Genomic DNA, 12247 nt, shown 5'->3' with positions numbered 1-12247 from the left:
TTTCTTAAAAATCTTTGCCCCAATACTTGCGTATAAAGGAGAAAGCTGCTACTTTTGCATCACTAAATAACTGGTCACGTAGCTCAACTGGATAGAGCATCTGACTACGAATCAGAAGGTTTGGGGTTCGACTCCCTACGCGACCACTTAAAGCCCTTTAGCGAAAGCTGAAGGGCTTTTTTTGTTTTCATCAAATCAGGTTTTACATTCTTTAATTGCATTTGATCATATACAACTTAAATTTGAAGAGACAAAACACGCAAGACCTCATAGAGATTTAAAAAAAAGATAATAATGGAAATTATAATTCAAAAGACCTTTTATAAAGTTGTCGATTTTGTAACCTGGCTTAAAAATGGCCAACTAAAGCTTTCTCCTGAGTTTCAAAGAAGATCTGTATGGAAGTCAGGAGCAAAATCATATTTAATTGACACTATTATAAGAGGAATGCCTATTCCAATTATTTTTCTCAGAGATAAAAGAATCAATATAAATCAATTTGAACCATTAAGAGAAGTAGTCGACGGACAACAAAGACTTAGAACCGTATTAAGCTTTGTATGCCCTGAGTTCTTAGAAGATTATAATGAAGATAGAGACTATTTCACAATTTCAAAAGCACATAATGAAGAACTATCTGGCTTAAAATTTTCGGAACTAGATGACGAACTAAAAAGCAGGATTTTGGACTACGAATTTGATGTCCACATACTTCCTTCTAAAATTGATGATAGAGAAATCATTCAAATTTTCAGAAGAATGAATTCTACAAGCTATACAGTTAATAAACAAGAATTAAGGAATGCTCAGTATTTCGGAGAGTTTAAAACTTCAGTTTACGGCTTAGCTGCCGAACAATTGAAACGTTGGCGAAAGTGGAAAATCTTCTCAGAAGATAGTATTTCTCGAATGGATGAGGTAGAGCTAACCTCAGAATGCATTGGCGTAATGATTCAAAAAGGTATATTTGGAAAAACACCTAAGAGGCTTGATGATTTATATGCTGATTTCGATGAGCAGTATCCATATAGAGAAGAGACAGAGAAAAGGTTCCGAATTGTAATGGATATAATAGATGAGCACTTCGGAACTACATCTTCAGAGATTGTACTACTCAAAAAAACTCTTTTTTATACTTTTTTCAGCTTCTTATATTGGTATATTTTTAATTTTCAAGACCTCTCTATCAAGGCAAAACCTAAAAGATTAACTACAGAATATATTAGCCGAATTAAATTAGCAAATGATAGATTAAAAAACAGGACAGCTCCTCAAGAGGTTTTAGAAGCTACAGACAGAAGAACTACTAATCCACAAGAGAGAAATGACCTTTTCAACTATCTTAAAGTGCAAATAGAAAATGCCTAAACTCTCTATTCGTTTATTCGAAAAGTTTGAGATTAGTACTGCATCTATTGAAAGCACAAGGAATAAAATGGAACTTTTATTTTCAAGTGGAACCATAGACCTGCAAGATATAATTCATTCTTATTCTGGTTTATATATGGAACTGTTCACTGATTTTGAAGCCCTCCTAGAAGAACTTTTTTTTGGCTTATATGATGGTACATATATCTCAAAACATTATACAATAACTAAAAAATCTAAAATTTCGCCTTCGACCGAGATTCAACCCATTATTTATGGAGGCCAATCTTATGTTAATTGGCTCCCTTATGACCAACATATTCTAAAGAGAGCTAAACTTTTCTTTGCACAAGGGGAACCTTTCTGTCAATTGACTTCCTTAGAGCAAAAGAAAATCAAGGAATACCATATAATTAGAAATGCAATAGCACATAAAAGTCAACATAGTCTTTTAGAATTCAATAAAATAATAGCACCTTTAACACTTCTTCCTAGTGAAAAAACTCCAGCAGGTTATTTAAGAAGTAAACCTAGTAGCGGGCAAACTCAATTTGAAATCGCAATTATTGAATTGAAGCTTCTAACCAAAAAGTTATGTCTTTAATTCATACACATTAGATTTTTCTCTGCTATAAAACAAAAAGCCCTATTATTTAATTTAATTCAAACTCACTTCCAACATTAACCGCTTTATTCCGTATTTTAAGTAAAAAAAATTATTCTTTTCAATATAATCTATTATAAAATATTTCATCTATGACATAAATGGCATATTCTATTTATGCCTAAGAATAAATTTTATAATACAACACCTACCCCACCACCCATTCCTCCACAATAAAACCACACCGCCTTTCCAAAATAAAACCTACCTTTATTTAAAACCCACTTCCCGCCTGCCCATGAACGAAACCTCCCAACTCCTCTCGTTCTCCCCTGCCAGCACAGCGCTTCAGCCCGAAGACCTGTATGGCATCTTTATGCAGGCACCGGCCATGATGTGCGTGTTCAAAGGCCCAGACCACGTGTTTGCCTTTGTGAACCCGCCGTACCAGGCGCTGGTGGGTGACCGGCCGCTGCTGGGCAAACCCATTGCTGAGGCCATGCCCGAGTTGGAAGGGCAGCCTATCTTTGGGCTACTGGACCGCGTGTACCAGACCGGGGAGCCATTCCATGCCCATGAAATGCAGGTGCGGCTTTACCATGACAACTCCAACCAGAACCTGGGCGAGAATTACTACAATTTTGTGTACCAGGCCACCCATGACCTGAGCGGGCAGATAGACGGGGTGCTGGTGTTCGCCTATGAGGTCACCGCCCAGGTGCAGGCCCGGCAAGAAACCGAAAAGCTGAACCTGGAACTGCAGACCCTGAACCAACAGCTGGAGACGCGCGTGCAGGAACGCACCCAGGAAGTGCTGGAAGCCCGCGCTGATGCCCTGCGGGAATGGGAGCGCCTGCAGGACCTCTTCATGCAGGCCCTCTCCCCCATCTGCATCTTAGACGGCCCCCAGCTGGTGTACCAATTAGTGAACCCCGCGTACCAGCAGGCTTTCCCGGGCCGGGAGTTGCAGGGCAAGCCTTTGCTGGAGGCAATGCCTGAGTTGAAAACCTCTGAACTGCCCGCCATTCTGGAGAACGTCTACCAAACCGGCCAAACCTTTGTGGCGCAGGAGTTCCCCGTCCAAATTGCCCGCTTTGCCGAGGGGCCCCTGGAAGAGATGTACTGGAACATCACCTACCAGGCCCGTTACAACCGGCAGGGTCAAATAGACGGCATCATGGTATTTGCCTCTGAGGTAGCAGACCAGGTACATGCCCGGCTGGCCGCCGAAGGAAGTGCCCAGCAGCTTAGACTGGTGACAGACGCGCTGCCGGTGCTCATCAGCTACATTGACCAGGAGGAAAAGTACCAATTCACCAATAAATCTTATGAAACCTGGTTTCCGCTCAAAGCGGAAGACCTGTTAGGCAGAAAAGTACAGGACGTGGTAGGCAAGCACTCGTACCAGAACGTCAAACAATACATTGACCGGGCCCTGACTGGGGAACGGCTAGACTTTGAGGCCACCATGCCCTACCGGGAAGGCTTTACCAGACATATCTCCACCAGTTACGTGCCAGACATCCAGGAAGGCGAGGTAAAGGGGTTCTTTGCCCTGGTAACAGACATCACCCATCAGAAGGAGGCGCGCCTGGCGGTAGAGGAGAGTGAAAAACAGGCAAAGGCCCTGGCGCAGGAGTTAGAGCAGACCAATGAAGACCTGCGCCACACCAACCAGCAGCTCACCCACATCAACGTAGACTTAGACAACTTCATCTACACGGCCTCGCATGACCTCAAAGGCCCCATCCTGAACATTGACGGCCTGCTCACCGCCCTCCTGGAAGACCTGCCCCCCGACAGCCTGGCCCCTGTGCAGGTGCAGCAAACCGTAGAGTTGATGCAGAAATCAGTACAGCGGTTCAAGCGTACCATTGAACACCTCACAGAGATCACCAAGCTGCAGAAGGAAAACCGCCCCTCTACCACGTCAGTGCAACTGCAGGAGGTGTTCAATGACACCCTGTTAGACTTGGACCAGGCCGTGAAGGAGGCGCAGGCACAGGTCATAGCTGAGGGCATAGCAGGCGTCACCTTCCAGTTCTCAGAGAAAAGTCTGCGCAGCATTGTGTACAACCTGCTCTCTAATGCCATCAAATACGCTTCGCCAGAGCGGCCGCCGGTGGTACGGCTGCGGTACCGGCAGACTTCTGAACACCATCTTCTCTCTGTGCAGGATAACGGGCTGGGCATGAACCTGCAGCGCAACCACCAGCTGTTTGGCATGTTTCAGCGGTTGCATGACCACGTAGAAGGCTCAGGTATTGGCCTGTACATGGTCAAGCGCATGATAGACAACGCCGGGGGCCGTATTGAGGTAGAAAGCGAACCAGGGAAGGGCTCTACCTTTACCGTCTTCCTTCCGCGGTAAGCGGGAACAGGATTGCGCAACCAGTGAAAGCGGAGCCCGGCTGCTCTGCTCAGGAACAGCGCTTGTTGAACCTGCCTTTCCTGTGGGAACGGCTCAGGGCCAGAACCCAGGCCAGCCCCGGAACCGCCAGCCAACACCCCGGCGCCTGAGCACCCGTGCCGCAGGGCTGCCTTTCTGTTTTTGGCCTGTTTTTGAAAAAGTAGCCCGAAAACAGAAAAGCCAGTACTTTGCCCGCCTTCCTGCTACGCAGCAAAAGCAGGTTCTCCTGCTTTCACCCCAGCCCGGTGCACCATGAAACGTTAGAAACCAGGAACGCCCCAGGCCGGCCTCTCCCCCAGAGCCGTTGGGAACCCGGCAATCAGGTTAGACCAGTCTACTGCCCGCAAACCTGCCCGCCTTCAGCCACTCTGCGGCATCTTCCTTCCGGGAGAAGGACCTGAACTCAATGGGAGAGCCCAGCTGCATAAAGGTTTCATCTGTCACTGAGAGCGCCCGTACCTCATGGCTCTGCAGGGAATCATTCAGGCGGGCAAACCGCTTCAGGCGCGTAGCGGTCAGGGCCACCAGAAACTTCCAGATGAGTTTTTTGTACGCGTCATCCTGTATCTGGCTCACCATCACCCGGCTGGAGTCTAACAGCAGGTTGCTGGCGTCATAGCTGATCACGTGCTCGGCCACCATGTCCAGCGCCCGCGACAGCTCGGCCAGGCCGTACTCAGATACGTTCGGAAGCTCCGCCGAGAGGATATCAAAGGCGGGGTTAAAATCAATGGTGATAAGCCAGTTCTGGTAAACAATCATGGGCGTTGCCTGAATTACGCGGCGGCAATAGTACGCAGAAATTGTTGATCAGTTGTTTTCTCAGATGTGAAAATATTGTTCTTTTTTCTGCCGCCGCGGCCGGTGGCCTGACAAGTGCCACCGGCCGGGTTTCCTCCCGTTGGGTGGAGGTCTGGGAGAAGTTCTTTAGCCGGTTGCAGGCCCATCTCCAGGCACGGCCGCAAGGCTTATCTGAGGCTCCTTCTGCGCCAGAAAATACGTGTACTCCCGGCAAGACCCGGAGCCGCTGTTTTAGCGCTGTTTTCCCAAAAACAGCGCTAAAACGCATTTGCACACCACCGGGCAGCCAGGGCCGGAGGCTACGCCAGAACTGTAACGTTCAACTCTCTTTCAGTAGGCATTCCCAGCGTGTTCCAAAGAGGTGAGCCAAATATTAAACTCTGTACCAGAATTCCTGTTTTCGGCCTGTTTTTCTGAAAACAGCCTAGAAACAGAAAGTCGTTACTGTGCGCCAACAACCGGCAGAGCCGAATGGGCTGTGCACGTTGAAACAGACAGCCAGGGGGCTACACCACCACCTCAAAAGTAGTTCCCTCGCCTTCCTGGCTCTGCACCTGGATATCGCCATCCAGTGACTTTACCTGCAGGCGGGTGAGGTACAGCCCCAGGCCTTTGGCTTCTTTGTGGTAGTGAAAAACCTTGTACAGCCCAAACAGTTTATCGCCCACTTTCTTCAGGTTCATGCCTAAGCCGTTGTCTGACACGGCGAGGTGAAACTTGCCGCCGGCCTCCCAGGTTTTCACCAGCACCTGCGGCTGGCGGTCTGGGGAGTGGTACTTAAGGGCGTTTGACAGGAGGTTGTGCAGAATGCTCTCCAGGTAAATCTTGGGCATGAACACCGTAGGCGCCTGCAGGTCCAGCTGCACCTGGGCGCTGGTCTGCTGCACCACGGCCGCCAGGTTCTGGAGCTCTTTCTCCACCACTTCGGCCACGGGCACGTCTTCGCGGGGAAGGGTCTGGTGGGTCAGCTGCAGGTTGACAATGGTGTTCAGGTCCTGTATGGTGTCATTCATGTTGTCTGTCACCTGCGCAATGTGCTGCAGGGCAAAGGAGGCGCTTTCCTGCCCGGGCTCCTCTGCATGGTAAGCGAGCAGGCTCTTGATGTTGGCCAGCGGGGAACGCAGGTTGTGCGAAATAATACGGGCGAAGTCTTCCAGCTGCCCGTTGCGCGCCTGCAGCTGCTCAGCATTCTGCATCACGGCCTTGTACAGCACCTCCAGCTCAACGGTCTGGTTACGCAGGCGCAGGGCCACCAGGTCTTTCAGGAACAGCTGCGCCACCTCGCGCTCCCCCAGCAGCCACGGCTGGCTTTTCCCCTGAATCACCTCCACCCATTTCTCAAATGACTTTCTGGGGTGAATGTACCCTTCCTTGCCCCGCTCCTGCTTTTCAGGGTTGCCCGCCCACGTGCGCGTCTCCTTGATCTCGGGCTTGAAAAACAGCAGGTACTCTTTGTTGTACCGGGAGATCTCCAGGGCCAGCAGACCGCTGCCTACCGTTTTAAAGGCTTCGGCCGGAGGCCAGATTCTGGAGAGCTGGCTTGTGTAGAATGCCCCTTCAGGCACTTCCTGCGCCAGCCACGACACCAGGTCCTGGATCTGCTCCCTGGTGGGCACCTGCCCGGCACAGATGATCTTCTGGTCAATGCAAATGGCCGCCCCCTGCCCCAGGGTGATGTCTAGAATATTGGGGGAGGTGGAGCCAAAGGCCTGCGTCAGCTTCACGCCCTCGCGCAAGCGGCTGATCAGATGACGCCCCGCCTCTTTTAGCTGCAGGTACAGTTCCCGGCTATGCCTGGTTTGCAGCGAGGAGATCACGTTAGAGAACATCTTTACCATCTGGTCACAGACCTGCCGCCGCCACACGTCTACGTAAACGGGTTCCACGTGGTGGCACGGCACCACCCCCCATAGCTCCTCCTTCACCAGTATGGAGAAAGAGATGGTGGCGGCCACCCCGGTATTTTTAATGTATTCCAGGTGAATCTCAGAGGGGTTCCTGAACTCAGACTGCAGAATATTGGTGGGCTGCCCGGTGGTGGGGTTCAGGTACGGGAAAATCTCTGCCGCCTGCGCATGCACGTTGGGGATCTGCCGTATGTGCTTTTGCAGGAGCAGCGCCCGCGCGGGCGCCGGAATATCTGACGCCGGGAAATGGTGCCCTATAAACGAAGGGAGCTTGGAGTTTCGGCTTTCTGCCACTACGTCTGTGTGCCAGTCTTCATCAAAGCGGGTCACGTTCACGCGGTCATACGCCAGCACCTCTCTCAGGGCATGGGCCAGCGCCTCAGCCATGGGCTCCAGCTCCTCCAGTTTGTTCAGGTTCTGGTGCAGCTGCGTGAGCAGGCGGTGGTGGTGGAGCTTGGCGGCATCTGGGTAGGCGGCGGCCCGCTCAGCCTCCAGCACCAGCTTTCCCTCAGAGGCATGGCAGCAGAAGAGATACGGCTGGCCGCCTAGTTCTAGCAGCCGGGGGAATTGGGCCTGCGGCGAAAGCAGGCTCTCCCAGTTCTCTTTATCAGCAGAGGTGGTGGCCCAGGCCCCCAGCGGCTGCCCCAGCAGCTGCACAGGGGTGAACGGCAGAAAAGTGGAGATGTTCTGGCTTACCTGCTCTACGGTGTGCTCCTGCCCCAGCACCAGCAGGAATCCGTGGGGCTGTATGCGGCCAATGTGGTGTATAGGCTCCCTGTCACAGTTAGAGAGGTCAACCTGGTGGTTCTGGTAATTCTGCATGCCGCTACGTCCGGTCTTCTTTTGCTGGTGATGATAGGCGTGTACGCAAAGCGGGGACTTTGGTCTTACGGCGTTAAAGATAAGATGTGTTTAAGAGGGAACAAACAGGAACCAGAGGCTTTACATGCAGGAGACACCAGCCATCAAAGCCCCCAAGTCGTTTTCTCCGGTTTTCTGTTTTGGGGCTGTTTTTACAAAAACAGCCCCAAAACAGCGTTAAATGCAGCCATTGCCCACGGGCCGGCCTGCCCCCGGTACGGATGGAGCGGCCAAAATCTATTCTGAAAAATTCTTCAAAAGTCACCCAAGACTGTTCAGCATCCGTATTAACCCTCTAACAGGAGCGTATGTGTACTTAGTGAAACGTTAAGCAAGAGGGGGAAATGACAGATGAAACCGGCGTATACCAAAACCGAAGTTGAGGCCCAGATTGAGGCCTGTGACGATTTTGACCATCTGCACCTGCTCATAGACGTGATGCTTCACCACGAGCGGAAAAATTACCCCCCCGAGGAGTTCATGGACATCTTACTGAACCTGATCAGGAAGTACGCTGAGATCAGCTTCAGCCCGCTGCGGCCCGCGTCTGAAGACCGGCTTCTCAAAGAGCTCACTGACTGCCTGCTGGATGTGAGCTTCTGGCGGTGTAAGATCTGTGATTTCCCCAACCCCAAAGACTCCCCGTTCTGCCTGAAATGCGTAGGCGTTCTGGATAGATAAAGACAAGCCAAAGCGGTGCCCCCACTTTTCTGTTTCTGACCTGTTTTTCTCAAAACAGGCCGAAAACAGGTTGCCCGGGTTTGGAAGCGAGGGCATTGTCTTGATACAGTTGACGGAACGAGTGCAGTTTATACTTTGTACTTTGGCGCTGCCCGCAGCCTTGCAAGTACCAAAGCCTTTTTGGACCACCTTGGCATGGTCTGCTGCGCCAGCACCTCACGCAGTTAATTTGGCCTGCAAAATCAAAAGCCAAACCGGTATTATGCGGCTTGGTTTTGTTTTCGGCGCACGCGCGCCAATCCTGATCTGGTGAGGTACAGCAAAGGCGGGGTGCCAATGGGGCTGATTTTTATTAAACCTTCTTCTGTTAAACGGGCCAGTAAAACTGAAAGCTGCTGCTCTGTCAGCTCTAAGGCCTCCTGCACAGAGGCTATGGTCACGGGATTGTCACCAGGATCAGCCAAAGACGCCACCTGCACATATACCGCCAACAAGATCTGATCAAACTTTTCCACCCTTTCCATAGCCACCCTAAAACAAGTACTGTTCCAAATTGTTTTAATTGGCTGATACCGAAGGCAAAAGCAGAAAATTCAGTATTTATCGCAACGCGCGCCTATGGTATTAAAGCCAAGGCCATGTAATAACCTCTGTGACAGACATGCGGCAAGTGCTGTGACAAAATTATGCCTCACCCTCCTTCCTGTCATTCTTTCAGGCAGTTAACACGCAAAGTTTCTCTATCCAGCACCTTACTTCGCCTCTACGCCCATGGTACCGGCTGCCCACTGGAGGTAGTACTTGGCCTTGCCGTACTTTGCTTTGAGTTCATACAGTTTGATCTGCTGACTCACCAGGCTCATCTCTCTGGAGTTCAACAAAAACAAGGAGCTCTCCCCGTTCTCAAAGCGCTGCTGCTCCCCGTTGCGCAGGGTGGTGGCGTTGGCAATGATCTGCTCCTGCAGGGCAATCTGTTCTTCTAACTGCCGCCGCTCATTGAAGGCAGCCTGCACCAGATTCAGGTTCTCCCTTTGGGTCTGCTGCAGCTCCAGCTGGGTGGCATAGATTTTAAGCCGTGACACCTGCAGCTTGCCCCGCTCCTGCCGCAGAAACAGCGGCATACTGAAACTGGCACCTACTTTATAGTTGTTGGTCATGTAGCTGCCTTCCAGCCAGCTGTTGCCCAGGGTGCCGCCGGGGCCAATCAGGTTGTACTCCAGGTTGAGCTTGGGCAGGAGCTTGTTCTGGCTGAAACGCCGCTCCACCTCCAGCTGCCGCAGCTTGGCCTGCAGCTTGGCCACTTCTGGGTGGCTTTCGCGCGCCGTGGCGACCAGTTCAGAGAGCTGCCCCTCTGCCAGCACTTCTATCTGGGTGCCGGCCAGGGAGGGAATTACGCCCGCAGGGATTTCCAGCGGTGTCTGGTTTTCACCCCAGAGGAAGTTTGACACCAGCAGCCCGGCATTCTGGTACTCAACCAAGGCCTGCTTCAGTTGCGCCAGCCGGTTTTGCACTTCCATTTCTGCCTCCACGGCATCAATGGCAGCCAGGTCACCCTGCGCCACCCGGTCTTTGATGGCCTGCCACCGCACACGTGCCAGCTCATGGCTTTGGTCCAGCAGTCTCCAGCGCTGGTAGCTGTAGGCCCAGTCCCAGTAGGTTTTGGCGGCTTCAAACAACAGCTTGTTGATTATTTTTACCTGCTCTGCCTCAGCCACCTCCTGCGCCCGCAAGGCTTGCTGCAACGTGGCCCGGCGCTCATCTAAGAGCAGGCCCTGGCCAATAGGAACAGAAATGCCAAAATACTGCAGCCCCTGGGGCGGGGTGATGTTCTCGCCGTTCACGTTAACCCCGCTGTTGCGTTCATACCCGGCTTTCAGCTCCCCCACCCAGAGCGGCACTTTGAGCACGTTGTCCCAGAGGGTGTAGTAGTTTTTTCCGCCTAACTCCTTATGGTACAGTTTAGCGTTAGCCGTTGGGTCAAATGCGCCCCGCGCCATCCTGATCTCCTGCCGGGCCTGCTCCGTCAGCTGGTTTGCCTGCCGGGCCACGGGGTGGTGCACGAGCATTTGCCTCATAAGATCCTCAATGGTGAAAACAGCGGTAGAGTCTGCTGCGCGGGCGTTCAGCCCCACCAGCCCCAGCCACACCCCCACCAGGAGGCTATGTACAAGAGAAATTCTCTTCATGTCAGATCAGCTTTGTTCATCAGTTTAGAGCTTCTTTGATTTGCGCCCTAAATTTACCGGCTCACTTGTCACTTTTTTCTGCCGAATCTTTTTTTGCCTCTTTCGCCCCGCCCGTTCCAGACCCTACATAGTCTGGCGGAAAGGCGTTCAGCTGCCGCCACAGCTCATACCAGATGGGCACGTCATTGAGCATGGCCCAGCCGTAAGCCCCAGAGCCTACGCGTATGGCTTCTGGCCACGGTTCTGCCTTGGGGTCTGGCACCACCAGAATGCGGTACTTGCCCTGGCTGTCAACGTTGTCTATGACCGCCACCTCGCCCCCAAAGGTGCCAAACCCCACATTGGGCCAACCGGAAAACACCAGCGCCGGCCACCCTTCAAACTGCAGCCGCACCTGCCGCCCCACCTCCAGCAAGGGCATATCAATAGGGTTCACATACAGCTCCACGGCCAGCTGCGGATCTGACGGCATGATGCTGCACACCGCCTCCCCTTCTTTCAGGGTTTCGCCAAGGCCCGCTTTGAGGGCCCGTACCACGTAGCCGTCTTGCGGGGCAGTGATCTGGTAGAAGGAGTTCCTGATCTGGGTGTTGGCCACCTCATTCTGCATTTTTGATATTTCACCTTTGGTCTCTGCTATATAAGCCAGTGCCGAGTTTAGATCTGAGCGCGCTTTAGAGATTTTATCCTGGTATTCAGCCTGCAGGGAGTTGAGTTCAATGCGGGCGTTCAGCAGCTCATTGCGGCTAATGTTCACTTTGTTCTGGGTGCTCAGCAGCTTGGCCTGCACCTCCCTGAACTTCAGCCGGCGGCTCTCCAGCTCAGTCAGGGATTTCAGGCCCTGCTGGTAAAGCACCTCCTGCCGCTCAAACTGCGCCTTGGCCACCTCAAACTCGGTCTGCATGGCCACCAGGTCAGCGCTGTCACTCTGGATCTTCAGGCGGGCCTGCTGCACTTTGTTCCTTGCTTTCTGAAGGCTTAGCTGCAACCCCTCCTGCAGGGCGGTGATCTGGTTTTGCAGGGCAGTGGCTTTGGCTTGGTTTGCCTCCAGGCTTCCCTCTTTGGCCTGCACCTGCTCCCCAAGCCTAGGCAGCAACTGCGGGTCAAAATACTTCTCTTTCACCTCAGACAGCACCACCAGCGTGTCTCCTTTCTTAACCCGCTGCCCTTCCTGCACCCGCCACTCCTCAATGCGGCCGGCAATGGTGCTGTGCACCGTCTGCGGCCGGTCCTGCGGCTGGAGGGTGGTTACAGCACCCGCCGAGCGGATGTTCTGGGTCCAGGGGAGGAAGGTGGCCAGGAAGAGGGCGGAAAAAATACCCACACACCAGTACACCAGCGTCTTGGCCAGGCGCGGCTTGCTGACCAGTAGAAAGGAATTAAACTGCTCCCATTCCGGCGGAAGCGTAGTCTGTATCTTCATCTTAGG

The 12247-nt window shown here is 52.2% G+C and carries 9 protein-coding genes and 1 tRNA gene; 5 read left to right on the top strand and 5 right to left on the bottom strand.

Going from position 1 to position 12247, the window contains the following annotated elements; genetic code table 11:
• Nucleotides 1-72 precede the first annotated feature (72 nt).
• From FHS90_RS00110 to FHS90_RS00095, 4 genes are all read left to right on the top strand, one after another.
• Nucleotides 73-146 (top strand) — tRNA-Arg (locus tag FHS90_RS00110).
• A gap of 148 nt (nucleotides 147-294) precedes the next feature.
• The gene (locus tag FHS90_RS00105; protein WP_182511119.1) at nucleotides 295-1368 is read left to right on the top strand and encodes a DUF262 domain-containing protein; all 1074 of its coding nucleotides are present in this window, start codon (nucleotides 295-297) and stop codon (nucleotides 1366-1368) included.
• Entirely contained in the window at nucleotides 1361-1972 is a 612-nt protein-coding gene (locus tag FHS90_RS00100; protein WP_182511118.1) for a hypothetical protein, read from the top strand. The genes FHS90_RS00105 and FHS90_RS00100 overlap by 8 nt, the downstream gene beginning before the upstream one ends.
• 298 nt (nucleotides 1973-2270) lie before the next feature.
• Nucleotides 2271-4343 carry a PAS domain-containing sensor histidine kinase gene (locus tag FHS90_RS00095; protein WP_182511117.1) on the top strand — a complete coding sequence of 691 codons (2073 nt, stop codon included), beginning with the start codon at nucleotides 2271-2273 and terminating at the stop codon, nucleotides 4341-4343.
• A gap of 363 nt (nucleotides 4344-4706) precedes the next feature.
• Here FHS90_RS00095 and FHS90_RS00090 read toward each other — a convergent pair whose 3' ends face one another.
• Both FHS90_RS00090 and FHS90_RS00085 read right to left on the bottom strand, forming a co-directional pair.
• The gene (locus tag FHS90_RS00090; RefSeq protein ID WP_066829649.1) at nucleotides 4707-5144 is read right to left on the bottom strand and encodes a hypothetical protein; all 438 of its coding nucleotides are present in this window, start codon (nucleotides 5142-5144) and stop codon (nucleotides 4707-4709) included.
• Nucleotides 5145-5689: 545 nt separating this feature from the next.
• Nucleotides 5690-7912 (bottom strand): ATP-binding protein, encoded by a 2223-nt coding sequence (locus FHS90_RS00085; RefSeq protein ID WP_182511116.1) that lies wholly within the window; start codon nucleotides 7910-7912, stop codon nucleotides 5690-5692.
• Between the two features lie 390 nt (nucleotides 7913-8302).
• Between FHS90_RS00085 and FHS90_RS00080 the strand changes: the two genes are divergently transcribed.
• Nucleotides 8303-8632 carry a hypothetical protein gene (locus FHS90_RS00080; RefSeq protein ID WP_182511115.1) on the top strand — a complete coding sequence of 110 codons (330 nt, stop codon included), beginning with the start codon at nucleotides 8303-8305 and terminating at the stop codon, nucleotides 8630-8632.
• Between the two features lie 260 nt (nucleotides 8633-8892).
• On the opposite strand, the gene FHS90_RS00075 is transcribed toward FHS90_RS00080, so the two are convergent.
• From FHS90_RS00075 to FHS90_RS00065, 3 genes are all read right to left on the bottom strand, one after another.
• The gene (locus tag FHS90_RS00075; protein ID WP_182511114.1) at nucleotides 8893-9147 is read right to left on the bottom strand and encodes a hypothetical protein; all 255 of its coding nucleotides are present in this window, start codon (nucleotides 9145-9147) and stop codon (nucleotides 8893-8895) included.
• Nucleotides 9148-9384: 237 nt separating this feature from the next.
• Nucleotides 9385-10818 carry a TolC family protein gene (locus FHS90_RS00070; protein ID WP_066829659.1) on the bottom strand — a complete coding sequence of 478 codons (1434 nt, stop codon included), beginning with the start codon at nucleotides 10816-10818 and terminating at the stop codon, nucleotides 9385-9387.
• Nucleotides 10819-10879: 61 nt separating this feature from the next.
• Nucleotides 10880-12241 (bottom strand): HlyD family secretion protein, encoded by a 1362-nt coding sequence (locus FHS90_RS00065; protein ID WP_182511113.1) that lies wholly within the window; start codon nucleotides 12239-12241, stop codon nucleotides 10880-10882.
• Nucleotides 12242-12247: the final 6 nt, after the last annotated feature.

Source organism: Rufibacter ruber, from assembly GCF_014138425.1.
Classification (GTDB): domain Bacteria; phylum Bacteroidota; class Bacteroidia; order Cytophagales; family Hymenobacteraceae; genus Nibribacter; species Nibribacter ruber_C.
Note: the sequence above shows the minus strand (reverse complement) of the source record. Positions and strands in the feature narration are given on the sequence as shown.